General features: G+C 71.4%; 23 protein-coding genes. 5 read left to right on the forward strand and 18 right to left on the reverse strand.

Translation table 11 applies throughout. The annotated features are described in order from the left end of the window. Nucleotides 1-52: 52 nt before the first annotated feature. From MAA44156_RS10035 to mqo, 7 genes are all read right to left on the reverse strand, one after another. The gene (locus tag MAA44156_RS10035; protein WP_023884061.1) at nt 53-1669 is read right to left on the reverse strand and encodes an MFS transporter; all 1617 of its coding nucleotides are present in this window, start codon (nt 1667-1669) and stop codon (nt 53-55) included. 33 nt (nt 1670-1702) lie between these two features. Beyond that, the gene (gene cobA / locus MAA44156_RS10040; protein WP_009978063.1) at nt 1703-2908 is read right to left on the reverse strand and encodes a uroporphyrinogen-III C-methyltransferase; all 1206 of its coding nucleotides are present in this window, start codon (nt 2906-2908) and stop codon (nt 1703-1705) included. Nucleotides 2909-2917: 9 nt separating this feature from the next. Further along, the gene (locus MAA44156_RS10045) at nt 2918-4327 is read right to left on the reverse strand and encodes a cobyrinic acid a,c-diamide synthase CobB (protein WP_009978064.1); all 1410 of its coding nucleotides are present in this window, start codon (nt 4325-4327) and stop codon (nt 2918-2920) included. Continuing rightward, nucleotides 4324-4938: a cob(I)yrinic acid a,c-diamide adenosyltransferase gene (gene cobO / locus MAA44156_RS10050; protein ID WP_009978065.1), complete on the reverse strand. Its 615-nt coding sequence runs from the start codon at nt 4936-4938 to the stop codon at nt 4324-4326. Before cobO ends, MAA44156_RS10045 begins: the two co-directional genes overlap by 4 nt. A 29-nt stretch (nt 4939-4967) precedes the next feature. Then, nucleotides 4968-6809, reverse strand: a complete 1842-nt coding sequence (locus MAA44156_RS10055) for a magnesium chelatase subunit D family protein (RefSeq protein WP_023885208.1) — start codon at nt 6807-6809, stop codon at nt 4968-4970. After that, nucleotides 6806-7276, reverse strand: a complete 471-nt coding sequence (locus MAA44156_RS10060) for a GNAT family N-acetyltransferase (RefSeq protein ID WP_003875132.1) — start codon at nt 7274-7276, stop codon at nt 6806-6808. Before MAA44156_RS10060 ends, MAA44156_RS10055 begins: the two co-directional genes overlap by 4 nt. Nucleotides 7277-7381: 105 nt before the next feature. Next, nucleotides 7382-8827 (reverse strand): malate dehydrogenase (quinone), encoded by a 1446-nt coding sequence (mqo, locus tag MAA44156_RS10065; RefSeq protein ID WP_231124034.1) that lies wholly within the window; start codon nt 8825-8827, stop codon nt 7382-7384. Between the two features lie 194 nt (nt 8828-9021). Between mqo and MAA44156_RS10070 the strand changes: the two genes are divergently transcribed. The 4 genes from MAA44156_RS10070 (at nt 9022) to MAA44156_RS10085 (ending at nt 13886) form a co-directional block, all read left to right on the forward strand. After that, complete coding sequence (locus MAA44156_RS10070; RefSeq protein WP_009978069.1) at nt 9022-10032, forward strand: alpha/beta hydrolase; 1011 nt, start codon at nt 9022-9024, stop codon at nt 10030-10032. 10 nt (nt 10033-10042) lie between these two features. After that, nucleotides 10043-11422, forward strand: a complete 1380-nt coding sequence (mtr, locus tag MAA44156_RS10075; protein WP_009978070.1) for a mycothione reductase — start codon at nt 10043-10045, stop codon at nt 11420-11422. A 106-nt stretch (nt 11423-11528) separates the two neighbouring features. After that, a complete protein-coding gene (gene nicT / locus MAA44156_RS10080) occupies nt 11529-12674 on the forward strand; it encodes a Nickel transporter NicT (RefSeq protein WP_011725634.1) in 1146 nt (381 codons plus the stop codon). 78 nt (nt 12675-12752) lie between these two features. Then, entirely contained in the window at nt 12753-13886 is a 1134-nt protein-coding gene (locus MAA44156_RS10085) for an alkaline phosphatase family protein (RefSeq protein ID WP_065371029.1), read from the forward strand. A 73-nt stretch (nt 13887-13959) separates the two neighbouring features. On the opposite strand, the gene MAA44156_RS10090 is transcribed toward MAA44156_RS10085, so the two are convergent. After that, nucleotides 13960-14289 carry a hypothetical protein gene (locus MAA44156_RS10090; protein WP_049770268.1) on the reverse strand — a complete coding sequence of 110 codons (330 nt, stop codon included), beginning with the start codon at nt 14287-14289 and terminating at the stop codon, nt 13960-13962. A gap of 289 nt (nt 14290-14578) precedes the next feature. Between MAA44156_RS10090 and MAA44156_RS10095 the strand changes: the two genes are divergently transcribed. Next, nucleotides 14579-15508 (forward strand): PPE family protein, encoded by a 930-nt coding sequence (locus tag MAA44156_RS10095; RefSeq protein ID WP_205590192.1) that lies wholly within the window; start codon nt 14579-14581, stop codon nt 15506-15508. Here the strand turns inward: MAA44156_RS10095 and MAA44156_RS10100 are convergent. The 10 genes from MAA44156_RS10100 to MAA44156_RS10145 form a co-directional block, all read right to left on the reverse strand. Next, entirely contained in the window at nt 15505-16281 is a 777-nt protein-coding gene (locus MAA44156_RS10100) for a 3-oxoacyl-ACP reductase (RefSeq protein ID WP_023880731.1), read from the reverse strand. The genes MAA44156_RS10095 and MAA44156_RS10100 overlap by 4 nt on opposite strands. After that, on the reverse strand, nt 16278-17645 hold the full coding sequence (locus tag MAA44156_RS10105; RefSeq protein ID WP_009978080.1) for an aldehyde dehydrogenase family protein: 1368 nt from the start codon (nt 17643-17645) through the stop codon (nt 16278-16280). The genes MAA44156_RS10100 and MAA44156_RS10105 overlap by 4 nt, the downstream gene beginning before the upstream one ends. After that, nucleotides 17642-18421: a gamma-glutamyl-gamma-aminobutyrate hydrolase family protein gene (locus tag MAA44156_RS10110; protein ID WP_227974647.1), complete on the reverse strand. Its 780-nt coding sequence runs from the start codon at nt 18419-18421 to the stop codon at nt 17642-17644. Before MAA44156_RS10110 ends, MAA44156_RS10105 begins: the two co-directional genes overlap by 4 nt. Then, nucleotides 18387-19793: a glutamine synthetase family protein gene (locus MAA44156_RS10115; RefSeq protein ID WP_009978082.1), complete on the reverse strand. Its 1407-nt coding sequence runs from the start codon at nt 19791-19793 to the stop codon at nt 18387-18389. The genes MAA44156_RS10110 and MAA44156_RS10115 overlap by 35 nt, the downstream gene beginning before the upstream one ends. Nucleotides 19794-19805: 12 nt before the next feature. After that, nucleotides 19806-20357 carry an alpha/beta hydrolase gene (locus MAA44156_RS10120; RefSeq protein WP_003875119.1) on the reverse strand — a complete coding sequence of 184 codons (552 nt, stop codon included), beginning with the start codon at nt 20355-20357 and terminating at the stop codon, nt 19806-19808. A 129-nt stretch (nt 20358-20486) separates the two neighbouring features. Further along, a complete protein-coding gene (locus tag MAA44156_RS10125) occupies nt 20487-21980 on the reverse strand; it encodes a cobyric acid synthase (RefSeq protein ID WP_009978086.1) in 1494 nt (497 codons plus the stop codon). A 4-nt stretch (nt 21981-21984) separates the two neighbouring features. Next, nucleotides 21985-22842 (reverse strand): type I methionyl aminopeptidase, encoded by an 858-nt coding sequence (gene map / locus MAA44156_RS10130; protein WP_009978087.1) that lies wholly within the window; start codon nt 22840-22842, stop codon nt 21985-21987. Between the two features lie 31 nt (nt 22843-22873). Next, nucleotides 22874-23440, reverse strand: a complete 567-nt coding sequence (locus MAA44156_RS10135) for a DUF1707 SHOCT-like domain-containing protein (RefSeq protein WP_263424716.1) — start codon at nt 23438-23440, stop codon at nt 22874-22876. Between the two features lie 66 nt (nt 23441-23506). Continuing rightward, entirely contained in the window at nt 23507-25324 is a 1818-nt protein-coding gene (locus MAA44156_RS10140; protein ID WP_009978090.1) for a penicillin-binding transpeptidase domain-containing protein, read from the reverse strand. Nucleotides 25325-25482: 158 nt separating this feature from the next. Further along, complete coding sequence (locus MAA44156_RS10145) at nt 25483-26337, reverse strand: GNAT family N-acetyltransferase (protein WP_009978091.1); 855 nt, start codon at nt 26335-26337, stop codon at nt 25483-25485. Nucleotides 26338-26364 lie beyond the last annotated feature (27 nt).

Consider the following 26364-nt stretch of genomic DNA (forward strand, 5'->3'; position numbering starts at 1 on the left):
CACCGGCCGACGAAAATCACGGAACTGGTTGCGCCGCAACCACTGGGCCGGGTCAGAGCTCCCCGGCGTCCATCGCTTCCTTGACCTCCTGGGCGTGCGCGACCTGCTCGGGTGTGTAGCCGATGAACAGCGCCGCGGCACCCACGATGACGGCCGCCCCGGCGACCCACAGCAGCCCGTAGGTGTAGCCGTGGTCGAGCGCCTGCAACTGGGCGTCGTTCATGGTCTTCACCGGGCCGGTGGTGCCGCCCAGATACAGTGTGCGCGAGGTGATCACGGCCTGGATGACGGCCAGCACCAGCGGTCCGCCCAGGTTCTGCAGCATCAGCGTGACCGCGGATACCGGGCCGATCTGGTCGAAACCCACGCCGGCGATGGCCGACAGGGTCAGCGGGACGACGGCCATGCCGATGCCGATGCCGCCCACCACGATGGGCAGCACCAGGTTCGGGAAATAGGGAACGCCGCGGTGCATGCACCACCAGCCGTAGAGCATGGCGAGCACCAGCAGGTAGCCGCCGGCGATGGTCAGCACCCGCGGCGAGAACCGCGCCACCAGTTGCGAAGAGACGCCCAGACCGATGCCCATCGCGATGACGAACGGGATGAAGCCCACCCCGGCGCGCAGCGCGCTGTAGCCGAGGATGTCCTGCACGTACAGGCCGATGCACACGGTCAGGGTGAACATGACGCCGCCGGCCAAGAAGATCGCGATGAAGGTGACCAGCCGGTTGCGGTCGCGGAACAGGTCGAACGGCACCACCGGGTTTTCCGCGGTGCGCTCCACGATGACGAAGGCCAGGGCGGCGCCCAGCGCGACCACACCGGAGCTGATGGTGGTCAGCGAGATCCAGCCCTTCTCCGGGCCCATCGAGAAGGCGAACACGGCGGCGGTGCAGGCCAGGGTGGCCAGCACGGCACCGGTGGCGTCCAGTTTCATCCGCTCGCGGTTGGTCTCGCGCAGCGCGGTGCGGGCCAGGTACATCATCACCAGCCCGATCGGCACGTTCACCAAAAACGCCAGCCGCCAGGACACCTCGGTCAGCGCCCCGCCGACCACCAGGCCCATCACCGAGCCGACCGCCGTCATCGCGGCGAACACCGCCGTCGCGAAGTTACGGGCGGGCCCCTTGGGGAAGGTGGTGGCGACCAGCGCCAGGCCCGTCGGTGAGGCGATGGCCGACCCGACCCCCTGCGAGAGCCGGGCAATCACCATGGTCGCCTCGTCCCAGGCGACCGCGCACAGCACCGAGGAGATGGTGAACAGCGCGACGCCGACGATGAAGGTGCGTTTGCGCCCGATGGTGTCGCCGAGCCGGCCGCCGAGCAGCATCAGCCCGCCGAACGTCAGCACGTAGGCGGTGATCACCCAGCTGCGGCCGGCGTCGGAGAGGCTGAGCTCGTTCTGGATCCGGGGCAGCGCGACGATCGCCACGGTGCTGTCCATGGTGGCCAGCAGCTGCATGCCGCCGATGGCGATGACGGCGGCGATGAAGCGGCGCGACGGCAGCCAAGCCGGGTAGTACTTGCTAGTCCGCTTTACGGCGGTCTCCGCCGCGGGCTTGGGGGCGGTCTCCGCCGGCGGCGTGCTGCGCACCGGGGCCGGACGATCGGGGCGTGCAGATGTCCAGTTCCGGACCGCGCGCTCTGAGTCGTTGAGAGCCGTCATAAAGGGTTACCTTACAGTAATCTTAAGAACCGTTTAAACCCCGAAAGCCGCCACCGCGCCGATCACGATGATCGCGGGAGGTCGGATACCTTCGGCACGAATCTTTTCGGGCGTGTCGGCCAGGGTGGCCCGCAAAGTGTGTTGCGCCGCCGTCGTCCCGTGCTGAACCACCAGCACCGGTGTATCCGCTGGTCGTCCACCCTTCAGCAGGGCCTCGGCGAAAAGTTCGATACGTTCGACCGCCATCAGCAAAACAATTGTGCCGGTCAATGCGGCCAGTGCATCCCAATTCACTAACGATTCGGGATGACCGGGTGGGAGATGCCCGCTGACCACCACGAATTCGTGATTTACCGCCCGATGGGTGACCGGGACGCCCGCCAATGCGGGCACTCCTATGGCACTCGTCACACCCGGGACGACGGTGACCGGAATCCCGGCGTCGGCGCACGCCAGCACCTCCTCGTAGCCGCGGGCGAAGACGAACGGGTCCCCGCCTTTGAGGCGCACCACGAAGCTTCCGGCGCGGGCGCGTTCGATCATGACGTCGTTGATGGCGTCCTGGGCCATGGCCCGGCCGTAGGGAATCTTGGCGGCGTCGATCACCTCCACGTGCGGAGGCAGCTCGGCGAGCAGTTCGGGCGGGGCGAGCCGGTCGGCCACCACGACGTCGGCCTGGGCCAGCAGCCGCCGGCCGCGCACCGTGATCAGTTCGGGGTCGCCGGGGCCGCCGCCGATCAGCGCCACCCCGCCCTTGACGGCGTCGGAGCCCACCGGGCCTTCCGGCGTGATGGCCCCGGTCTGCAGCGCCTCCCGGATGGCCGAGCGGATCGCTGCCGAGCGGCGGTGCTCGCCGCCGGCCAGCACGCCCACCGACAACCCGGCATAGCTGAAAGATGCTGGGGTGACCGCGGTCCCCGCCACGGCGACGTCCGCCCGGACGCAGAAGATGCGGCGGCGTTCGGCCTCGGCGACCACGGCCTCGTTGACCCGCGGGTCGTCGGTGGCCGCGATCGCGTACCAGGCGCCGTCGAGGTCGCCGTCGCGGTATTCGCGCAATTGCAGGGTGATTCCGGTCATCGCCTCGACCGATCGGGTGGCGCTGCGGGAGATGACGTGGACGTCCGCGCCGCTGGCGATCAGCAACGGCAGCCGGCGCTGGGCGACGGTGCCGCCGCCGACCACGACCACCTTCTTGCCGGTCAGCCGCAGCCCCACCAGGTAGGCGCTCTCGGTCACCCGGCAAGCCTAGTGGTTGCCGGGGTGGGCCCGCGTCCTGCCCGGGTCGGCGCGAGCGGCCAGCGCGCACCCGACGAAGCGGGCCACCGCCGCGGGCGCGGCGGCGGGGTGGGTGTGCAGATACGACGCGTGCACACCGGCGCGCACCGCGCCGTCGCGATGGCCGGACTCCTGGGTCCGGTACATCCACGCCGGCGGGTAGTCGTCGCTGAATGTCACTGTGGTGCGGTGGAATTCGTGGCCCACCGCCCGCTGGCCGGCGGCGTACAGCGGGGAGTCGACGACGGCCACGGCATCGCGATAGGCCAGCGTCAGCTGCGGGGTGAACCGGGCCTGCCCGGCCAGCACCCCGCACATCGGGTGGCCGTCGAGTTCGGACACCAAGTAAAGCAGCCCGGCGCACTCGGCGTGGACGGGCGCCCCGGCGGCGGCCAGCTCGTTGATCTGGCGGCGCACGACCTCGTTGGCAGACAGCTCGGCGGTGAACTGTTCGGGAAAACCGCCGGGCAGCAACAGCGCATCGGTGCCGTCGGGCAACGCGTCGACGAGCGGGTCGAATTCCGCCACCCGGGCGCCGGCGGCGGCCAGCAGCTCCGCGTGCTCGGCGTAGCCGAAGCTGAACGCCTTCCCGGTGGCCACCGCGACGGTGGCCCGCTCACCGCCGCACCCGCCGGGATCCCCCACCGCCGCCGCCGGATCCCAGGGCGTCGTGACGGGCCGGGCGGCGGCGACCGCCGCCACCGCCGCCAGGTCGACGTGGCGTGCCACCAGCGCGGTCATCGCCTCGACCGCGAGCCGGGCGCGGCGTCCATACTCGACCGCCGTGACCAAGCCCAAATACCTTGTCGGCAACTCTAATTCGGCGCTGCGCGGGATGGCGCCCAGCACCGGCACGCCGGCCTGTTCGCACGCCTGACGCAGCACCTGCTCGTGGCGGGCCGACCCGACCCGGTTCAGGATCACCCCGGCGACCCGGGTCGCGGCGTCGAACGTCGAGAAGCCGTGCAGCAGGGCGGCGATGCTCTGGCTCTGGCCGCGCGCGTCGACGACCAGCACGACGGGCGCGCCCAGCAGCGCGGCGACGTGCGCGGTGGATCCCGCCGCCGGGCTGGCGCCGGACGGCCCGATCCGCCCGTCGAACAGCCCCATCACGCCCTCGACGACGGCGATGTCGGCGCCGGCGGCGCCGTGCGCGTACAGCGGGCCAATCAGGTTCTCCCCCACCAACACCGGGTCGAGGTTGCGGCCCGGCCGGCCGGCGGCCAGGCCGTGATAGCCGGGATCGATGAAGTCCGGCCCCACCTTGAACGCCGCCACCCGGCGGCCCGCCCGGCGCAGGGCACCGATCAAACCCGTTGCCACCGTGGTCTTTCCGCTGCCGGAGGCGGGCGCCGCGACGACCACCGCGGGCACGTTCACCACTCGATGCCCTTCTGCCCCTTGCGCCCGGCGTCCATCGGGTGCTTCACCTTGGACATCTCGGTGACCAGGTCGGCCGCATCGATGAGCCGTTGCGGGGCATCGCGTCCGGTGATCACCACGTGCTGGTGTCCGGGCCGCCCCGCCAACACGGACACCACCTCGTCGACGTCCACCCAGCCCCATTTCAGCGGATAGGTGAATTCGTCCAGCACGTAGAAGTCGTGCCGGGCGGCCGCCAGCCGGCGGGCGATCTCGGCCCAGCCGTCGGCCGCGGCCGCCGCGTGATCGTCGTCGCTGCCCGCCTTGCGCGTCCAGGACCAGCCGGCGCCCATCTTGTGCCACTCCACCGGCGCGCCGATCCGCTGTTCCTCGTGCAGGCGGCCGAGTGCGGCGAACGCCGCCTCCTCGCCCACCTTCCACTTGGCGCTCTTGACGAACTGGAACACCGCCACGGAAAGCCCGGCGTTCCACGCCCGCAACGCCATTCCGAATGCGGCCGTCGACTTCCCCTTGCCGGCGCCGGTGTGCACCGCCAGCACCGGGGTGTGCCGGCGGGTCCGGGTGGTCAGGCCGTCGTCGGGAACTTGAAGCGGAACACCTTGTGGCATAAGCGGTTACCCTTTCTGTTCGCCCCGGCTCAGGCGGCGTCGCGCACCGCACGCGTCAGCGAATCCGCGTGCAACTGCTCCAGCCGCACCGCCGGGGCGCCCAGCTGGCGTGCCAGGTGTTCGGCCAGGCCCAGCCGCACATACGACGTTTCGCAGTCCACCACCACCGCGGCCGCGCCCTCGGCGACCAGCCGGCCCGCGGCGATCCGGCTGCGGCCCAACGGATCCGGGCCGGCGGTGGCCCGGCCGTCGGTGAGCACCACCACGAGGGCGCGGCGCGCCCGGTCGCGGGCCTTCTCCCGGACGATCAGCTCGCGCGCGGCCAGCAGCCCTTCGGCCAGCGGCGTCTTGCCGCCGGTGTCGAAGCGGGCCAGCCGCCGCCCGGCGATGTGCGCCGAGGAGGTGGGCGGCAACAGCAGCCGCGCCTGCTGTTGCCGGAACGTGATCACGGCGACCTTGTCGCGGCGCTGATAGGCGTCGCGCAGCAGCGACAGCGTGGCACCGCTGACCGCCGCCATCCGGTCCCGCGCCGCCATCGATCCGGAGGCGTCGACGACGAAGATCACCAGATTGCCTTCGCGGCCCTCGCGCACGGCCCGTCGCACATCGTCGGGCCCCGGCCGCAGCGGCCCGGCACCGGCCCGTTCGGCGGCCGAGAGCAGGGTGGCGAACAGGTGCAGCCCGTGGCCGCCGCAGCCGGTGTCGGCGCCGTCGGTGGCTGCGATGACGCTGCCGCTGGCGTTGCGGGCCCGCGACCGCCGGCCGGGTGCCCCTTCGCCGACACCGGGGACCCGCAGCGCGCGGGTGCGAAACGTCTTCGACGGCGGCGCACTCGGTTTCGTCGTCGGCGGCCGCGGCTTGGCGTCCTGCGCCGAATCCCGTTGCGGCGGTTGCTGTTCTGTCTCGCCGGCCTGGCCTCCGCCGGGCGGGTCGGGATCCGGGTCGGGCTCGGAGCCGGCCTGGGCCAGGGCCTCGTCCAGTTGCTCGCGGTCGATGCCCGGGTCGTCGAAGGGATCGCGGCGGCGGCGGTGCGGCAGGGCCAGCTCGGCGGCCACCCGGATGTCCTGCTCCTCGACGGTGGGTGCGCCGCGCCAGGCCGCGTGCGCGACCGCGGTGCGGGCCACCACCAGATCGGCCCGCATGCCGTCCACGTCGAACGCCGCGCACAGCGCCGCGATGCGCCGTAACTCGGTGTCGGGCAACACCACGTCGTCGACCAGGGCGCGCGCCGCAGCGATGCGCCGGGCCAGCTCGGCGTCGGCGTCGGCGTAGCGTTCGGCGAAACCGTCCGGGTCGGCCTCATAGGCCATCCGCTGCCGGATCACCTGCGCCCGCACCTCCACGTCACGCGAGGCATGCACGTCGACGGTGAGCCCGAACCGGTCCAGCAGCTGCGGACGCAGTTCGCCCTCTTCGGGATTCATGGTGCCGATCAACACGAACCGGGCGTCATGCGAATGCGAGATGCCGTCGCGTTCGATGTGCACCCGTCCCATAGCCGCGGCGTCGAGCAACACGTCGACGAGATGATCGTGCAGCAAGTTGACCTCGTCGACGTAGAGCACACCGCCGTGCGCGCGGGCCAGCAGCCCCGGGGAGAACGCGTGCTCGCCGTCGCGCAGCACCCGCTGCAGGTCCAGCGAGCCGATCACCCGGTCTTCGGTTGCGCCGAGCGGCATTTCGACCAGGTTCGCGTCGCTGCCGGTGGCGGCGGACAGCAGGGCCGCCAGGCCGCGCACGGCCGTCGACTTGGCGGTGCCCTTCTCGCCGCGGATGAGCGCGCCGCCGATCTCCGGGCGCACGGCGCACAGCAGCAGGGCCAGCCGCAGCCGGTCGTGCCCGACGATGGCGCTGAACGGGTAGGGCTTCACGGCTTTTCCGCCAATCCCGAGCCGGGTCGCAGCATGGGCACGTGCGGGACGCCGTCGTCGAGGAAATCGTCGCCGTCGCGGACGAATCCGTGCTGGGCGTACATGTCGGCCAGGTAGGTCTGGGCGTTGATCCGGCACGGGTAGTCACCCACCTCGGCCAGCGCCGCGCGCAGCAGCCGGGTGGTGTGGCCCTGGCCGCGGGCGCTGCGTTTGGTGCACAGCCGCCCGATCCGGAACGCCTTCTCGCCGCCGGCGTGCTCCTCCATCAGCCGCAGCGTGCAGATCACCTCGCCGTCGGAGGTTTCCAGCCAGAAGTGCCGGGTTTCGGCGAGCAGGTCGCGCCCGTCCAACTCCGGATACGGGATGGCCTGCTCGACGACGAACACCTCAACCCGCAGCTTGAGCAGCTCGTAAAGCGTTTGGGCATCAAGGTCTTTGGCCCACGTGCGTCGCAATGCTTCTGTCATCTGCGCCGCTCCTCCTCATCGCTGCGCTCTGCATCGTCGTCGGCGCGAGTCATCTGCGCCGCTCCTCCTCATCGCTGCGCTCTGCATCGTCGTCGGCGCGAGTCACTAAGGGCGCTCCTCATCCAACTCGTCCAGTCCCAGGATCTTCGTTCCCCATGAATAGACTTCCTCATACAGCGCCGGCTCGTCGGACAGCGTCACGCCCAGCGAGGGAACCATCTCCTTGAGCGCGGGCAGCCACGACCGATAACGGTCAGCGAAACAGCGCTGCAGCACATCGAGCATGATCGGCACCGCCGTCGACGCACCCGGCGAGCCGCCGAGCAACCCCGCGATGCTGCCGTCGCCGGCCGCCACCACAGTGGTGTCGAAGTCAAGCACGCCGCCGCGGCGCCGATCGCGCCGGATCACCTGCACCCGCTGACCGGCCACCGTCAGCTCCCAGTCCGAATCCGCTGCGGTGGGCGCGAATTCGCGTAGCATCCGCATCCGGTCCGGCGCGGACAGCCGCAACTGGCCGATCAGGTATCGCAGCAACGTCAGCTGGGTGACGCCGACGCCGAGCAGCGCGACCAGATTGTGCGGCCGCACCGAGCGGGGCAGATCGGTGAAGTGCCCGTGTTTCAAGAACTTCGGCGACCAGCCGGCATACGGCCCGAACACCAGCCACGGCTTGCCGTTGACGTAGCGCAGGTCAAGATGCAACGCTCCCAGCGGCGGGGCCCCCGGCGCCGGGGCCCCGTACACCTTGGCCCGGTGCGCCGCGGTGAGCACGGGATTGTCGGCGCGCAGGAACCGACCGCCGATCGGGAACCCCGCGAATCCGCGGGCCTCGCCGATACCCGACTTCTGCAGCAGCGGCAGCGCGTCACCGCCGGCCCCGACGAACACGAATTTGGCTTTGCACCGGTGCTTTTCGCCGGTCCGGCGGTTGCGGATCAGCAACGTCCAGCTGCCGTCGGACTCCCGCGTCAGGTTGTGCACCTGATGGCCGAACAGCGCCGTCGCGCCGCCGCGCACGCAGAACCCGATCAGCTGTCGCGACAGCGCGCCGAAGTCGACGTCGGTGCCGTGGCGCGCCCAATTCAGCGCGGTCGGTTCGGAGAAGTCCCGCCGGTCGGCCATCAACGGCAGCCGGCGGGCGAACTCGTCGGCGTCCTCGATCAATTCGATGCCGGCGAACAACGGGTTGGGCGCCAGCGCCTGCTGCCGGCGCCGCAGATACTCGACGGCCCGCGCCCCGCGCACGAAACTCGCGTGCGGGATCGGGGTCACGAAGCCCCGATCGGTCAGCATGCCGTTCTCCACGGCATACGCCCAGAATTGGCGGGTCACCTGGAACTGCTCGTTGATGCGCACCGCTTTGGCGATGTCGATGGAGCCGTCGGCGCGCTGCGGGGTGTAGTTGAGCTCGCACAGCGCCGAATGCCCGGTGCCGGCGTTGTTCCACGGGCTGCTGCTCTCGGCGCCGACCGCGTCCAGGCGCTCGACGAAGGTCATCGACCAATCCGGCTGCAGCCGCCGCAGCAACGCGCCCAGTGTGGCGCTCATGATGCCCGCGCCCACCAGCACGACGTCCGTGCGGGTGGTCCTGGCTAGCGATGACACCGGCTTGTTGGTCCTTTTCCTCGAGGCATGCCGATCCTCAGGTTATCCGGTGGCAAAGCGACGCGAACCACGCGCGGCGTCGCCGCGGCCGGCAAAAGCTCTAAGCTGGCGGGGTGACTGGCGGGGCGGCTGGCTGGGTGCCCGACGTGCTACCCGGCTATTGGCAGCGCACCCTGGCGCTGGGCGCCGATCCGGCCGGCGAGGGCGACATCGTCGCGACCCTGATCCGGCGCGGGGACGACGCGGCGCCGGCCGCCGATCACGCGGTGCTGGCGGTGCACGGGTATACCGACTACTTCTTCCACACCGCGTTGGCCGATCACTTCGCCGCGCGCGGTTTCGCCTTCTACGCGCTGGACCTGCACAAGTGCGGCCGGTCGCGGCGCGACGGGCAGACGCCGCATTTCGTCACCGACCTGGCCAACTACGACACCGAACTGGAACGCGCGCTGAGCGTGGCGAGCGGGGGAAGCCGCAGGGTGCTGGTGTACGGGCATTCGGCCGGCGGGCTGATCGTGTCGTTGTGGCTGGACCGGCTGCGGCGCCGAAATCCCGTCGCGCACTCGGCAGTTGGCGGTCTGGTGCTCAACAGCCCGTTCCTGGAGCTGCCCGGCCCGCCCATCCTGTGGCACTCGCTGACCGTGGCGCTGATCGCCGGCCTGTCCCGGGTGCGTTCCAAGGGCGTGGCCCGGTCCCCGGTGCAGGGTGGCTACGGCACCACGCTGCACCGCGACTACGGCGGGGAATTCGACTACAACCTGCAGTGGAAACCCGTTGGCGGCTTTCCGATCACGTTCGGTTGGCTGCACGCAGTGCGCCGCGGTCAGGCGCGACTGCACCGCGGTCTCGACGTCGGGGTGCCGAACCTGATCCTGCGCTCGGACCACAGCGTGCAGGAGACGCCCGACCCGGCATCCATGCACTGCGGTGACGCGGTGCTCGACGTCACCCAGATCGCCCGCTGGGCGGGCTGTATCGGCAACCGCAGCACCATCATTCCGGTCGCCGATGCCAAACACGACGTGTTCTTGTCGTTGCCGGGGCCCCGCGCGGCGGCCTATCGGCAACTGGATCTGTGGCTGGACGGCTACCTGCGCGACCGGAGCACCGATAGCACCCGGGCCCCGGCGTCCCGGGACGAAGGGTGAGGCGCCGAACATGGAAACCTACGACCTCGCGATCATCGGAACCGGTTCGGGCAACAGCCTTCTCGATGCCCGCTTCGCCGGCAAGCGGACCGCCATCTGCGAGCACGGCACCTTCGGCGGAACCTGCCTCAACGTCGGGTGCATCCCCACCAAGATGTTCGTCTACGCCGCCGACGTCGCCACGACGATCCGGGAGGCGGCCCGCTACGGCGTCGACGCGCACCTCGACGGGGTGCGCTGGCCCGACATCGTCTCCCGCGTCTTCGGCCGCATCGACCCGATCGCGGCCAGCGGCGAAGAGTATCGGCGCTCCTCGGTCAATATCGACCTGTACCGCAGCCACACCCGGTTCGGGCCGGTGCAATCCGACGGCCGTTACCTGTTGCGCACCGACGCCGGCGAGCAGTTCACCGCCGAGCAGGTGGTGATCGCCGCCGGGTCGCGGCCGGTGATTCCCCCCGCGATCCTCGAGTGCGGCGTCACCTACCACACCAGCGACACCATCATGCGCATCCCCGCGCTGCCCGAGCATCTGGTGATCGTCGGAAGTGGCTTCGTGGCAGCCGAATTCGCGCACATCTTCTCCGCGCTGGGGGTGCACGTGACCGTGGTGATCCGCAGCGGCCGCATGCTGCGCCAGTACGACGACATGATCTGCGAGCGGTTCACCCGGCTGGCCGCGGCCAAATGGGAACTGCGCACCCAGCGCAACGTGGTGGGCGGCAGCAACCGCGGCTCCGGCGTCACACTGCGCCTGGACGACGGATCCACGCTGGACGCCGAGGTGCTGCTGGTGGCCACCGGCCGGATATCCAACGCCGATCTGCTCGACGCCGGGCAGGCCGGCGTCGACGTGGAGAACGGTCGCGTGGTGGTCGACGAGTACCAACGCACTTCGGCCCGAGGGGTTTTCGCGCTCGGTGACGTGTCGTCGCCGTATCAGCTCAAGCACGTCGCCAACCACGAGGCCCGGGTGGTGCGGCACAACCTGCTCTGCGACTGGGACGACACCGAGTCTATGGCCGTCACCGACCACCGCTACGTTCCGTCGGCGGTGTTCACCGATCCCCAGCTGGCCACCGTGGGGCTGACCGAAAACCAGGCGATAGCACGGGGTTTCGACATCTCGGTGGCGATCCAGAACTACGGCGACGTCGCCTACGGGTGGGCGATGGAAGACACCACCGGGGTAGTCAAGCTGATCGCCGAGCGCACCAGCGGGCGGCTGCTGGGCGCGCACATCATGGGCCCTCAGGCGTCCTCGATCATCCAGCCGCTGATCCAGGCGATGAGCTTCGGGCTGACCGCCGCGCAGATGGCCCGCGGCCAGTACTGGATTCACCCGGCGCTGCCCGAGGTCGTCGAGAACGCGCTGCTGGGCCTGTACTGATTTCGCGGGCACGGGCCGTGTGCCCGCCTTGCGTCCGGCAAGACGCGGAACTTACAGTCGTGCCCGTTGCCCTGTGCCCGACACCGCCCGCGCCGGAAGGACCCCCGTGACCAGTACGGAGATCGACCGGTGGCCGGCACGGGCGACCAGGTTTCTCGGCGCGCTGGCGCCGGCGGAATGGTGGCGGCTGGCGTCGATGCTGGGCGCCATCCTCGCCCTGCACCTGATCGGCTGGTTGACCTTGGTGCTGTTGGTGGCCCCGGCGCAATACAGCTTGGGCGGCAAGGCATTTGGTGTCGGTGTCGGATTGACGGCCTACACCCTGGGCCTGCGGCACGCCTTCGACGCCGACCACATCGCCGCGATCGACAACACCACCCGCAAGCTGATGAACGACGGGCAGCGCCCGCTGGCCGTCGGCTTCTTCTTCTCGCTGGGCCATTCCACGGTGGTGTTCGCGCTGGCGGTGCTGCTGGCCTGCGGGGTGAGGACGGTGGTGGGGCCGGTGCGCGACGACTCGTCGGCGCTGCACCACTACACCGGGCTGATCGGCACCAGCGTCTCGGGCGTGTTCCTCTATGCGATCGCCCTGCTCAACGTCGTCGTCCTGGTCGGCATCCTGCGCGTCCTCGCGCGAGTGCGCCGGGGTGACTACGACCCGCACACCGACGCCGCGGAATTGGAGCGGCAGCTGGACAACCGGGGGCTGATGAACCGGTGGCTGGGCCGGTTCACCAAGTCGATCACCCAGTCCTGGCACTGCTATCCGGTCGGCCTGCTGTTCGGGCTCGGTTTCGACACCGCCACCGAGGTCGCGCTGCTGGTGCTGGCCGGCACCAGCGCGGCGGCCGGGCTGCCCTGGTACGCCATCCTGTGCCTGCCGGTGCTGTTCGCGGCCGGCATGTGCCTGCTGGACACCATCGACGGCTCGTTCATGAACTTCGCCTACGGCTGGGCGTTTTCCAACCCGGTGCGCAAGATCTACTACAACATCATCATCACCGCGCTGTCGGTGGCGGTCGCGTGGGTGATCGGCAGCATCGAGCTGCTCGTCCTGTTCGCCGACGAATTCGGTTGGCGGGGCTCGTTCTGGGACTGGCTCGGCGGGCTGGACCTGAACACGGTCGGTTACGTCGTCGTCGGCATGTTCGTCCTCACCTGGGCGGTGGCCCTGCTGATCTGGCGGTACGGACGCATCGAAGAGAGGTGGGCCGGCGCCGATCCGCGCGCCGGGACCGGCCGAGAAGCCTGAACCGCGCCCTGACGGTCGGGCCGCCCCGGGCCCGATCGCCGACTGGCGCGCGTGTGGGCCGGACGCCAGACTGGCCGGGTGCCCGGTTCGCTGCGCGACGTGCTGCCCGCCGCGGCCGCCCTGCTCGGCGTCGCAGATGCGGGGCACGAGTCGGGCGGGTCGGCCGTGACCGACTGGGTCGGCACCGAGCGGGTGGACCGGGTGCTGGTGCTGCTGGTCGACGGGCTGGGCTGGCAGCTGCTCGCCCAGCTGGCCGGCGACGCCCCGCTGCTCGCCGCGGTGCGGGCCGGCGAGGTCGGCAGGCTGACCAGGCTGGACTGCACCTTCCCGTCGACCACCCCGACCAGCCTGGTGTCGCTGGCCACCGGCGCGGCGCCCGGCCAGCACGGGATCCTGGGCTTCACGCTGCGGGTGCCGGGCACCGACCGGGTGCTCAACCACGTCCGGTGGCGCGACGACCCGGCGCCGGACGCCTGGCAGCCGCTGCCCACCTGGTTCGAGCGGCTCGCCGCCGCCGGTGTCCGCGCCCGCGCCGTGCTGCCGTCGTCGTTTCTGGGCAGTGGCCTGACCGAGGCCGCCTACCGCGGCGCCCGGCTGGTGCCGGCCGAGCCCGCCGACGACTACCCGCGGCTGGTCGGCGACGAGCTGCGGGCGGGCCCCGGGCTGGTGTACGGCTACACCGCGGAGCTGGACACCGCGGCCCACCTGTTCGGGATCGGCTCGCCGCAGTGGCACACCGCGGCGGCGGCCGTCGACGCCCTGCTGTCCGGCCTGCTCGAGGCGCTGCCGCCGAATGCCGCGCTGCTGGTGACCGCCGACCACGGCGGCCTCAACGTCCCGCCCGAGGCCCGCGTCGACCTGGACAGCGACCCGCGGCTGGCCGCGGGCATCCGCGTGGTGGCCGGCGAGCCGCGGGTGCGGTACCTGCACACCGAGCCGGGCGCCGCGCCCGACGTGCAGGCCGCGTGGTCGGAGCTGCTCGACGGCCGGGCCGCCGTGTACAGCCGCGTGCAGGCGGTGGCCACCGGCATGTTCGGCCCGGTCGCCGACCGGCACCTGCCGCGGCTCGGCGACGTGGTGGTGGTCTGTTCCGGGGACACCGCGGTGCTGGCCAGCGCCCACGAGCCGCCGGAGACGGCGCGCCTGGTCGGCTTCCACGGCGCGGCCACGCCGGCCGAGACGGCGATCCCGCTGATGCTGTTCCGCCGGTAGCGGCCGGCGGCCCGTGCCACACCGGACTCCGACCGAGTTCACAGCTGGTTCCGACCGTCGCGGGTTTCCCGCGCTACATTCGATGCACTGTGATCTTGCGAGGCGGCGACGAAACGCGGCGATGGCAGCCGGCCATCGCGGTTGCCGCAGCGCTCGGGGTGTTCATCGCGCTGGTCGCGGGGTCGGCGTTGCGGCCCGCGTGCGCCGCGGCCGCCCTGCCCGAGCCGCCGGCCTGGACGGCCCCGACTGCGGCCCCGCCCGTGGCGATGCCGTCGGCCCCGACCGTGGCGCGGGTTGCCGGGCGCCCGTCGACGATCAGCCGGGCCGCCCCGGCCACCTCGCGGTCTGCGGCACCGGCGAACAACACCAACAAGAAGCCGTTCCACAGCACGTGGATGACCAAGGAGCGGCCGCTGAGCTGGAACCGCCTGTCGCCGCACGCGGTTCTGTCGCCGATACCGATATCCTTCAGCCCGTTGGGTTTTGCCCCGCGAGGGGCCCCATCCCGCGCGCCCGCAACCTTTCTGCCCGACCGGGATGTCTTGACACTGTTCGGCGTGGCCCGACGCTGATCGACGCGCGGCCGGACTCCGGGGTCCGGCCCAGGACGTGTAACCCCCGTGTCTATCTGTTGAAGGAAGCCCCATGGTTTCGGGTACCGCTCACACCGGCGCAGTCAGGCAGTGGCCGTAATGGATTTCGCAACGCTTCCCCCGGAAGTCAGCACCGGGCTGATGCATTCGGGCCCGGGCGCCGGATCGCTGATCCGGGCCGCCGCGGCGTGGGACGGGCTGGCCCGTCAACTGCGCGCCGTCGCGACCAGCTACCGGGCGGCGACCGCCGCCCTGGGCGACGCGGCCGCCCGCTACATCGACTGGCTGGACGGCAACGCCGCGCGCGGCGAGCAGGCCGCCGAGGGGCTCACCGCGGCCGCCGACGCGCACCGGTCGGCCTGCGCGGCGATGGTGCCCCCGCCGGTGATCGCCGGCAACCGCACCCACCGGCTGGCGCTGGTGTCGGCGAACTGCCTGGGCCAGCACAGCCCGGCGATCGCCGAGGTGGACGCCGCCTACGAGCGGATGTGGGCGCGCAACGCCGCCGCCATGTACGCCTACGCCGACGCCTCGGCCGCCGCGGTGACGCTGACCCCGTTCACCGCGCCGCCGGGAGACTGCGGGGCGGCGACCCGAAGCTGGGCGTTGACCGCCGCACCCGAGCTGATCGCGGCCGGCGGCCAGGTGATGGCGGCCATTCCGGGTGCCCTGGAACAGCTGTCGGCGGCGCCGCTGCGCACGCTGGACGCGGCCATGTCCGCCGTCACGCCGGCACTGTCGAAACTGAATTCGCTGACCGCGCCCTCGGATCTGGCGATCGGCCACCTCAATTCGATGAACAAGGCGGCGGCGCTGCAGACGCTGTTCCCCGGGCCGGCCGCCGTGCCCCGGGTGTGCGCGGTCGTCGGTCGCGCGATGACGGTCGGCGTGCTGTCGGCGCCGCGGGGCGCGGCCGCGCTCGCCCCGCTGGCGCGGCAGCCGCGCCCGGACCGGGCGGGCGAGCACATCCGGCTGGTGCCGCCTGGCGAGCCGGCGGGCCCGCACGCGGCCGGCGAGTCCGGTGGTTAGAGCGGGGTCACGTACGCCGCGCTGATGCCGCCGTCGACCAAGAACGTGGACGCGGTGATGAAGGACGCGTCATCGCTGGCCAAGAATGCTGCCGCAGCGGCGATTTCGCCAGGTTCGGCGAAGCGGCCGACCGGCACGTGCACCAGCCGGCGGGCGGCGCGCTGCGGGTCTTTGGCGAACAGCTCCTGCAGCAGCGGGGTGTTGACCGGCCCGGGGCACAGCGCGTTCACCCGGATGCCCTGCCGGGCGAACTGCACCCCGAGTTCCCGCGACAGGGCCAGTACCCCGCCCTTGGCGGCGGTGTAGGAGATCTGCGACGTCGCCGAGCCCATCACCGCGACGAACGACGCGGTGTTGATGATCGACCCGCGTCGCGCGGAAACCATGTGCCGCAACGCCGCCCGGCAGCACAGATACACCGACGTCAGGTTGACGTCCTGGACGCGTTGCCAGGCCGGCGGTTCGGTGTTCTCGATGACGTCGTCGTCGGGGGGTGAGATGCCGGCGTTGTTGAACGCGATGTCGATGCGCCCGTAGCGGCGGGCGGCGGTGTCGAACAGCGCGTTGACCGCGTCCTCGTCGGCGACGTCGGTCGGCACGAACAGGCCGGACAGTTCGTCGGCGGCCGCCGCCCCGGCGTCGGCGTCGATGTCGGCCACCACGATGGTGGCGCCTTCGGCGTGCATCCGACGCGCCGCGGCCAGCCCGATCCCGCCGCCGGCGCCGGTGATGACCGCCACCCGGCCCGCCAACCGTTGCGTCAGGTCCATCACGGCTCCTCGTCGATCGCGATGAAAACGTTCTTGGTCTCGGTGAACTGCGCCGGGGCGTCCGGTCCCAGTTCGCGGCCCAGCCCCGACTGTTTGAACCCGCCGAACGGGGTGTGGTAGCGAACCGACGAATGCGAATTCACCGACAGGTTTCCGGCTTCCACCGCCCGGGACACCCGCAGCGCCCGGGACAGATCGTTGGTCCAGATCGACCCGGACAGGCCGTAGCTGGTGTCGTTGGCCAGCGCGACGGCGTCCTGCTCGTCGTCGAAGGCCAGCACCGTGACCACCGGGCCGAAGATCTCCTCGGTGGCGCAGCGGTCCGTGCGGGATGGGGTCAGAACCGTTGGGGGAAACCAGAATCCAGGCCCCGTCGGCGCCGTGCCGCGAAAGGCGACCGGGGCTCCGTCGGGCACGTAGGACGCCACCTTGGCGCGGTGCGCGGCCGACACCAGCGGCCCCATCTGGGTGCCGCGGGACGCCGGATCGCCGACCACAATGCCGGTGACGGCGGGCTCGAGCAGCTCCATGAACCGGTCAAAGACGGTGCGCTGCACCAGGATTCGGCTGCGGGCGCAGCAGTCCTGCCCGGCGTTGTCGAACACCCCGGCCGGCGCGGTCGCGGCGGCCCGCTGCAGATCGCAGTCGGCGAACACGATGTTGGCGCTCTTGCCGCCCAGCTCCAGGGTCACCCGCTTCACCTCGGCGGCCGCGCCGGCCAGCACCTTCTTGCCGACCTCCGTGGAGCCGGTGAACACGATCTTGCGAACGTCGGGGTGCGTGACGAACCGCTCCCCGACCACCGTCCCCGGTCCGGGCAGCACCTGCAGCAGGTCGCGGTCCAGCCCGGCCTGCACCGCCAGCTCGGCGAGCCGGATGGTGGTCAGCGGCGTCGGCTCGGCGGGTTTGACCAGCACGGCGTTGCCGGCGGCCAGGGCGGGCGCGATGCCCCAGGACGCAATCGGCATCGGGAAGTTCCACGGGGTGATCACACCGACCACGCCGAGCGGCTCGTGGAACGTGACGTCCAGTCCGCCGGCGACGGGAATCTGCTTGCCGGACAAGCGTTCCGGGCTGCCCGCGTAGAACGTCAGCACGTCGCGGACCTGGCCGGCCGCCCACTCGGCCGAGGCGATGGGGTGCCCGGAGTTGGCGACCTCGAGGGCGGCCAGTTCGTCGCGGTGGGCGTCGACGGCGGCGGCGAAGGCCCGCAGCCCGGCGGCCCGGTCGGCCGGGGCGAGCCGGGCCCACCGCCGCTGGGCCGCCCGCGCCCGGTCCACCGCGTCGTCGACGGCGGCGGCGTCGGCGTGCTCGACCGATCCCAGCACCTCCTCGGTGGCCGGGTTGATCAGTCGCGCGGTACTCAACGGGCGACCCCGGCGTGCGACCGGGCGGCGTCCACGATCGCGGTGAACAGCCGCAGGTCGTGCAGGGACTGTTCCGGATGCCATTGCACGGCAAGCACAAACGCGTCACCGGGCAGCTCCACCGCCTCCACCACACCGTCGGGATCCCACGCGCTGACCACCAGCCCGTCGCCCACCTTGTCGATCGCCTGATGGTGATAGCACGGCGCATCGACCGTCTCGCCCAGCAGCGCGGCCAGCCGGGTGCCCGCGACGGTGCGCACCGGCAGCGTGCTGAACACCCCGTTGCCGGCCCGGTGCCCGCCGTGCCCGAGCACGTCGGGCAGGTGCTGGTGCAGGGTGCCGCCGAACGCGACGTTGAGCACCTGCGCGCCGCGGCAGATGCCCAGCACCGGCAGCCCGCGCTGCAGCGCGCCCCGCAGCAGCGCGAATTCCCAAGCGTCGCGGTCGGTCCGGGGTGCATCGGTGCTCGGGTGCGGCCGCTGGCCGTAGCCGGCGGGGTCGAGGTCGTAACCCCCGGTGATCACCAGGGCGTGCAGGCCGTCCAGCAAGGAGCCGACGATCCCGGTGTCCACCGGCTGCGGCGGCAGCAGCACGGCGATCCCCCCGGCCCGGGTGACGCCCTCGAAGTAGTCGGCGGGCAGGTACCCGGCGGGGATGTCCCAGATCCCGGTCTGCACCCGTTCCAGATACGCCGTCAGGCCCACCACCGGCCGCCGCGGCGGATCGCCCCCGAGGGGCTCAGAGCCGTTCAAAACCACGCATCCTCTCCCAATCGGTGACCGCGGCGTGAAACGCCGCCAGCTCGACCCGGGCGTTGTTCAGGTAGTGCGCGACGACGTCGTCGCCGAACACCTGCCGCGCCAGCGCCGAGTGCTCGAACAGCGCCGCCGCCTCGGCCAGGGTGGCCGGCAGCCGGCCGACGCCGCGGGCGCGGTAGGCGTTGCCCGCGCAGGGTTCCGGCAGCGCCAGGCCCTGCTCGATACCGTACAGCCCGCCGGCGACGATCGCCGCCACCGCCAGATACGGGTTGACGTCGCCGCCGGGAACCCGGCACTCGACGCGGGTGTGCGCGCCGTGGCCGACCACCCGCAGCGCGCAGGTGCGGTTGTCCAATCCCCAGGCCAGCGCGGTGGGCGCGAAACTCTCATCGGCGAATCGCTTGTAGGAGTTGATGTTCGGCGCGTAGAACAGCGTGAAGTCTGCCATGGTGGCCAGCAGGCCGGCCAGGAAGCTGCAGAACATCGTCGACATGCCGTGCGGGCGGCTGGGGTCGGCGAACGCCGCCCCGCCCTGGGCGTCGCGCAGCGAAAGGTGAACGTGGCAGCTGTTGCCTTCGCGCTCATCGTATTTCGCCATGAATGTCAGGCTCTTGCCATGCTGATCGGCGATCTCCTTGGCCCCGTTCTTGTAGATGACGTGGTTGTCGCAGGTCCGCAGCGCCTCGTCGTAGCGGAAGCCGATCTCCTGCTGGCCGCGGTTGCATTCGCCCTTCACGGACTCGAATCGCAGTCCCGCACCGGCCATTCCGCGCCGGATGTCGCGCAGCAGCGGCTCCATGCGCGACGACGCCGAGATCGCGTAGTCGATGTTGTAGTCACTGGCCGGGGTCAGCCCGCGGTAGCCGCTGGCCCACGCCTGGCGGTACAGCTCGTCGAACACCATGAATTCCAGCTCCGTCGCGGCGTCGGCGAACAGCCCCCGCCCGGCCAGCCGGTCGAGCTGGCGGCGCAGCACGGCCCGCGGCGACACCGCGACCGGGCTGCCGTCGGCCCCCACCACGTCGGCGATCACCAGCGCCGTCCCGGGCAGCCAGGGAATGCGGCGCAGGGTGGACAGGTCCGGGCGCATCACCAGGTCGCCGTACCCGGTGTCCCAGCCCGAGATCGCATAGCCGCCCACGGTATTCATGTCGACGTCGACGGCCAGCAGGTAGCCGCAACACTCGACCCCGGTGGCGGCCGCCTCGTCGACGAACAGCCGCGCGTCCATCCGCTTGCCGACCAGCCGGCCCTGCATGTCGGGGAAGGCCACGATGACGGTGTCCACCCGCGTTTCCGGCGCGCCGGCGGCCACCAGTTGGTCCAGCGCGGCGAGCGAGAGCATCGCGGTATCGGAACCGGTCAGCGCGCTGTCTTCACTGGCCATGACCGTCGCGGGCTACCAGGTGCTGGTGCGCAGAATGATCTCGGCGGCCAGTTGCGCCGTCGACTCCTGCACCGTGCGCCGCCCCAGGTGCACCACCCGGTAGTCGGCGTAGACGTACTGCTGGCTGGCTTGGGCCACCGCCCGGGCGGCCGGCGAGCTGACCAACACCGTGGTGCCGATCTCCACCGGCGGGCAGTGCCCGTCGCGGATGGCGCCGTCGCGGTCGGCGGCCCGCGGGTGCCCGCGGTCGATCACCACCAGGCCGACGAACCGGCCCAGCCGGGTCGCCGTCAGTTCCCAGGCGAGTTCGCCGCCGGCGCGGTCACCCATCACGACGGCCCAGCCGATGCCCAGCGCGTCGAGGATGCCGATCACCGATTTGGGGGTGAGCCGCGGATCGAAGCCGATCACCACCGTGCGCAGCGACGCGGTGTGCAGCCGTTCGCAGACCGCGTCGTAGGCCGCGGGCGCGCGATCCTCGTCACCGAGGATGACGACGACGACGCCGTTCTCCGGACCGGCCACAACGACCGGGACACCGAACCCGTCCAGGGTGGTCATCATCGAGGACACCCAAGCACGCTACAGCCAAACGGCCTGTGTGCGCGACGCTTCTCGAGCATCCGATACGCGGGCGCGGATTTTTGACCGCGCCGTCAACAACGGCGTTCACCGTCGGGGTGCGCGAATTCCCTACCGGCACAACCGAGTTGCCAGCCGCAGCCGCGGCGGCGGACCGTCCAGCAGCCCGAGCACTGCGTCGACGTCGAGGTGGGCCGCCAGCAGGTCGGCGGCCAGATCGAGTTGGGCGTCGCGCCGCGCGGCGACGTCGGTGTCGCCGGGCACGAAGCGCCGGCCGGCCGCGTCGGCGACCCGGACGAGCCAGGCGCGCCGGAAGTCGTCGTTGTCGAGCAGGCCGTGCCAGTGCGTCCCGAACACCGCGCCGCGCACCAGACCCTGCGGCTCGGCGTCCGAGTCGAACCAGCTGTGCTCGGCGCAGCGGGAGACCCGCCCGTGGTGGATCTCGTAGCCGGCCAGCGGCCGCTGCCAGCGGCGCAACGTCTTGGTGGGATGAAAGGCGATGTCGGCGTCCAGCAGACCCAGCCCGGCCACCTCGCCGACGCCGGATTCCACCCGGTCGTCGATGCGCCGGCACAGCATCTGAAATCCCCCGCAGATGCCCAGCACCGGCCTGCCGGCGGTGGCGTGCGCGGTGATCGCGGCGGCCAGTCCGCGCTCGCGCAGCCAGGACAGGTCGGCGACGGTGGCCTTGCTGCCCGGGATGACGACCAGGTCGGCGTCGGCGACGTCGGACGGTTCGCTGACCCAGCGCACCAGCACCCCGGGTTCGCAGGCCAGCGCCTCGACGTCGGTGGAGTTGGAGATCCGGGGCAGCCGGACGGCGGCCACCCGCAGCCAGTCGTCGCCCAGCGGCGGGTCGGGCGCGCCGACGACGCGGTGCGCCAGCACCGACAGCGAGTCCTCGGCGTCCAGCCACAGCCGGTCGGCGTACGGGAGCACACCGTAGGTGGGCCGGCCCGTGATGTCGTGCAGGCGGCGCAATCCGGGCTGCAGCAGCGCGGGGTCGCCGCGGAATTTGTTGACGACGAACCCGGCGATCAGCGCCTGGTCTTGCGGATCGAGCACCGCGACCGTGCCGAACAGGTGCGCCAGCAGACCGCCGCGGTCGATGTCGCCGACCAGGATCACCGCGAGATCGGCGGCCCTGGCCAGGCCCATATTGGCCAGATCCGTTGCACGCAGGTTGATTTCGGCCGGCGAACCCGCCCCCTCGCAGATCACCGCATCGAATTCGTCACGCAGGCAAGTCAATTCGTTCAGAACGAGGGCGGCGAGCCGGTCGCGGTGCTGCACATAGCTTGTCGCGGTAACCGATTCGGCCACTTGGCCCTTGATCACCAGCTGCGAGGTGCGGTCGCTGCCAGGTTTGAGCAGGATCGGGTTGAACCGCACGCTGGGTTCCAGGCCCGCCGCGCGGGCCTGAATCGCCTGGGCGCGGCCGATTTCCCCGCCCTCGACGGTGACCGCCGAGTTGTTGGACATGTTCTGCGCCTTGAACGGCGCCACCCGCACCCCGCGGCGGGCCAGCAACCGGCACAGGCCGGCCACCACCACCGACTTCCCGGCGTCGGAGCTGGTGCCGGCGACCAGCAGGGCTCCGCTCACCGGCTCACGGCAGCGTCAGGATTTCCACGCCGGTGTCGGTGACCAGCAGGGTGTGTTCGAACTGGGCGGTCCACTTGCGGTCCTTGGTGACCACCGTCCAGCCGTCGTCCCAGATCTCGTAGTCCAGGCCGCCGAGGTTGATCATCGGTTCGATGGTGAACGTCATGCCCGGCTGCATGATGGTCGACACCGACGGCTGGTCGTAGTGCAAGACGACCAGGCCGTTGTGGAAGGTGGTGCCGATACCGTGCCCGGTGAAGTCGCGAACCACGTTGTAGCCGAACCGATTTGCATACGATTCGATGACGCGGCCGATGACCGACAGGGCGCGCCCGGGCTTGACGGCGTTGATGGCGCGCATGGTCGCCTCCCGGGTGCGCTCGACGAGCAGCCGGTGCTCCTCGGCGACGTCGCCGGCCAGGAAGGTGGCGTTGGTGTCGCCGTGCACGCCGTCGATGTAGGCGGTGACGTCGATGTTGACGATGTCGCCGTCCTCGATCACCGTCGAGTCCGGGATGCCGTGGCAGATCACCTCGTTCAGCGACGTGCAGCACGACTTCGGATAGCCCTTGTAGCCCAGCGTGGACGGGTAGGCGCCGTGGTCGATCATGTACTCGTGGGCGATCCGGTCCAGTTCGTCGGTGGTCACCCCGGGCGCGACGGCTTTGCCCGCCTCCACCAGCGCGCCGGCCGCGATCCGCCCGGCGACCCGCATCTTCTCGATCACCTCGGGGGTTTGCACCCACGGCTCGCTGCCCTCCCGGGCGGTGGGCTTGCCCACGTATTCCGGGCGCGGAATGCGGGCGGGCACCGGCAGAGTCGGCGACAACTCTCCGGGGGACAGCGCGGTGCGAGCGGGCATGGTAGCTAGCTTAACCGCGCCCCGAACGGGCTCAGCCGCTCAACCGCCGGCGCAGCAGCGAGCGGCGGGGTCCCCGGATGACCACCGAGCCGCACACCACCCGCCCGGTCAGCACGACGTGCGGGCGGCCCTCACCGGGCGCGTCCTTGCGGCGGTCGACGGCGCTGCCCACATACACCTCGACGTCGTCGATGGAGGCGCTGGCGCCGTCGGGCAACCGGATTTGCACCGAGCCGAAGCGCATGTCCAGTTCGATCACCACCACCGGGCCGGCGAACCGGGCGCGGGTGAGGTCGAGTTCCACCGAGCCCAACCGGCGCACCAGCGCCAGCCGGGTGGGCACCGTCCACTCGCCGTGCCGCTTGAGCGAACCCGCCCAGCCGCGCAGTTCCACCCGGTCGGCCGCGGAGGTGACGATGGCGCCCGGTCCGGGCAGGTCGCCGACCAGGCCGTCCAGCTCGCCGCGGGTGCGCGCATAGGAGACCTGCGACGAGCGCTGCTCGAACTCGTCGATGTCGATCAGCCCCAGCGCGACCGCGTTGTGCAGCCGGCGCATGGTGCCGTTGCGGTCGGCGTCGGAGACCCGTAGCGCGACCATCTCTTCCCCGGACTCGCCCACGCTTGCAATTTACCGCCGCACGCGCCCTGTGAGCGGGCGTGTTGGTCAGGCCAAAAAGTCCGGCGGCAGCGACTCGAACATCACCTTGGTCATCCGGACCGCGTATTCCGAGCTGCCGCCCCCGACGATCAGCGCGGCGAAGGCCAGGTCGCCGCGGTAGCCGGCGAACCACGAGTGCGACCCGCCGGGGAACTCGGCCTCACCGGTCTTGCCGTACACCGCGCCGCAGCCGGCGATCTCCTTGGCGGTCCCGTTGGTGACCACCAGCCGCATCATCGGCCGCAGCGCGTCGACCATCTTCGGGCTGATCGGGGTGGTGTCGCCCTGGACCGCGGTCTGCCGGCCCACGATCAGCTGCGGCACCGGCGTCTTGCCGGCGGCCACCGTCGCGGCCACCAGCGCCATGCCGAACGGGCTGGCCAGCACCTTGCCCTGGCCGAAGCCGTCCTCGGTGCGCTCGGCCAGGTCCACGGTCGGCGGCACCGAGCCGGTGACCGTGGTGATGCCGTCGATCTGGTAGTCCAGGCCGATGCCGTACCGGGTGGCCGCCTGGGTCAGGCCGCGCGGCGGCATCTTGCTGCTGAGCTCGGCGAAGGTGGTGTTGCAGGAGCTGGCGAACGCCCGCGACATCGGCACCACGCCCAGATCGAAGCCGCCGTAGTTGGGGATGGTGCGATGCCCGATGTCGAGATGGCCGGGGCAGCCCAGCATGGTGTTCGGAGTGGCCATGTCGCGGTCGACGGCCGCGCCGGCGGTGATCATCTTGAACGTCGACCCGGGCGGGAAGAGCCCGTTGGTCGCCGGCAGGCCGTCGGCGTCGGCGCCGCCGTTCTGCGCGATCGCCAGGATCTCCCCGGTCGACGGCTTGATCACCACGATCATCGCCTTGCCGCCGCGGGTGTCCACCGCGTGCTGGGCCGCGTTCTGCACCGCCCGGTCGATGGTGAGCGACACCGACGGCGCCGGCGACCCCTCCACCTCGTGCAGCACCTCCACCTCGACACCGTTCTGGTTGACACTGACCACCCGCCAGCCCGCCTGGCCGTCGAGCTGGTCGACCACCGCCTTCTTCACCGCGGCGACGACGGCCGGCGCGAAATGCGGGTCGGTGGGCAGCATTTCGGGCTGCGGGGTGACCACGATGCCGGGCAGCCTGCCGATGGCCGGGAAGACCTTGTCGTTGTCGTCGGGGTGCAGCGTGACCAGGTCCACCGGCTGGGTCGACGAGCTGGCCTGCTCGGCGAGCAGCTGCGGGTCGGCGAGCGCGCCGTTGAACGGGCGCAGCACGTCGACCACCGCGTGCGCGGTGCCGAACAGCGCGGCGCCGTTGCCGGCCTGGGTGGCGTCCAGCGTGTAGTGGTACAGGTAGCCCGGCACCAGCACGTCGCTGCCGCCGAGTTCGTTGACCGAGGCGCGGCGCGGCCGGTCCGCGCGCAACGCGAAGGTCTGGTGCTCGCCGAGCTTGGCGTGCAGCGCGGTGGTGGTCCAGCGCACCTCCCAGCGGCCCTCGTCGCGCGCCATCTTCAGCTGGCCGTCGTAGGTCCAGGTGCGGTTCTTGGGCAGGTGCCAGGTGAAGCGATAGCCGACCGTGCCGGTGTCCTCGGCGTACTTGGCGTTGAGGATCTGCGCGTCCAGATGGCTGGCCTGCAGACCCGACCAGGCCGCGTTGAGGGCTTCGCGGGCGTCGTTGGGGTTGTCGCTAAGCTGGGCGGCCGTCGCGGTGTCGCCGACGGCCAGGGCGCGGAAGAACTTCTCCGCGGCCGGTCCGGGCCCGTCGGGCCGCGGTGTGCATCCGGACAGGGCGATCACCGCGACCAGCAGCAAGCCCGAGGCGGATGTGGCCACTGTTCTTGTAGTTACCATCGGTGCTGATGTTAAGAACTGCGGCCTGAACAGCGGCGTCGACACACCGAGACCGGATCGTGATGTGCCGATTGCGGACTATCTCGTCCGCCGAGCGTCACGCCAGCGTGGCGCTGATCGCCGAGCGTCACGCCAGCGTGACTTCGGCCCGGGGTCCATCAGTCGAGCAGGACCGTGGCGAAGGTGCCGATCTCGGCGAAGCCGACGCGGGCGTAGGCGGCGCGCGCGACGGTGTTGAAGTCGTTGACGTAGAGGCTGGCGGTGCGCCCGCTGCCGACGATCACCGCGGCCACCGTCGCGGTGCCGGCGGTGCCCAGGCCCAGGCCGCGCCACTCCGGGTGCACCCACACCCCCTGGATCTGGCCCACCCCCGGCGACTGCGAGCCGACCTCGGCCTTGAACACCACCTGGCCGTGCTCGAACCGCGCCCAGGCACGCCCGGCGGTGATCAGGCTGGCCACCCGCCGACGGTAGCCGCGACCGCCGTCGCCGATGCGCGGATCCACGCCGACCTCGCCGATGAACATGTCGACGGCGGCCACCAGGTAGGCGTCCAGCTCCTCGGGCCGGACCTGGCGCACCGCGGTGTCGATGTCGCAGCTGGGATAGCTGGACAGCGCCAGCAGCGGCTGGCGGTCCCGCACGTCACGGGCCGGGCCCCAGGCCGCTTCCAGCCGCTCCCACATCGGCATCACCAGATCGGCGCGGCCCACCAGCGACGAGCAGCGCCGCGCCCCGCGCATGGCCTCGTCGGCGAACGCGGTCAAATCACCCGGCGCGCCGCGCAGCGTGATCAGGTTGGCGCCGGCGAAGCACAGCGACTCGTCGGCGCCGCGCAGCGTCCACAGTTCGCCGCCGATCGCGTTGGGGTCGATGCCGTGGTCGGCCACCCGGGCCGCCACCATGCACGAGGCGACCGGATCGTCGTCGAGCACCCGCCACACCGCGGCCGCGTCGCGCACCACGGACACCCGTCGCTCGCCGACAAGGCGGAACAGGGGTGGAGCCGACATGCTGCGAACTCTCTGTGCTGCGAACTC

The organism is Mycobacterium avium subsp. avium (assembly GCF_009741445.1).
Classification (GTDB): domain Bacteria; phylum Actinomycetota; class Actinomycetes; order Mycobacteriales; family Mycobacteriaceae; genus Mycobacterium; species Mycobacterium avium.

Bases quoted from the DNA above. Each gene is read 5' to 3' on its own strand.
- MAA44156_RS10035 (WP_023884061.1), bottom strand. From the start codon at position 1,669: ATGACGGCTCTCAACGACTCAGAGCGCGCGGTCCGGAACTGGACATCT.
- cobO (WP_009978065.1), bottom strand. From the start codon at position 4,938: ATGCCACAAGGTGTTCCGCTTCAAGTTCCCGACGACGGCCTGACCACC.
- MAA44156_RS10060 (WP_003875132.1), bottom strand. From the start codon at position 7,276: ATGACAGAAGCATTGCGACGCACGTGGGCCAAAGACCTTGATGCCCAA.
- mqo (WP_231124034.1), bottom strand. From the start codon at position 8,827: ATGAGCGCCACACTGGGCGCGTTGCTGCGGCGGCTGCAGCCGGATTGG.
- mtr (WP_009978070.1), top strand. From the start codon at position 10,043: ATGGAAACCTACGACCTCGCGATCATCGGAACCGGTTCGGGCAACAGC.
- MAA44156_RS10095 (WP_205590192.1), top strand. From the start codon at position 14,579: ATGGATTTCGCAACGCTTCCCCCGGAAGTCAGCACCGGGCTGATGCAT.
- MAA44156_RS10115 (WP_009978082.1), bottom strand. From the start codon at position 19,793: ATGGCCAGTGAAGACAGCGCGCTGACCGGTTCCGATACCGCGATGCTC.
- MAA44156_RS10120 (WP_003875119.1), bottom strand. From the start codon at position 20,357: ATGATGACCACCCTGGACGGGTTCGGTGTCCCGGTCGTTGTGGCCGGT.
- map (WP_009978087.1), bottom strand. From the start codon at position 22,842: ATGCCCGCTCGCACCGCGCTGTCCCCCGGAGAGTTGTCGCCGACTCTG.
- MAA44156_RS10135 (WP_263424716.1), bottom strand. From the start codon at position 23,440: ATGGTCGCGCTACGGGTCTCCGACGCCGACCGCAACGGCACCATGCGC.
- MAA44156_RS10140 (WP_009978090.1), bottom strand. From the start codon at position 25,324: ATGGTAACTACAAGAACAGTGGCCACATCCGCCTCGGGCTTGCTGCTG.
- MAA44156_RS10145 (WP_009978091.1), bottom strand. From the start codon at position 26,337: ATGTCGGCTCCACCCCTGTTCCGCCTTGTCGGCGAGCGACGGGTGTCC.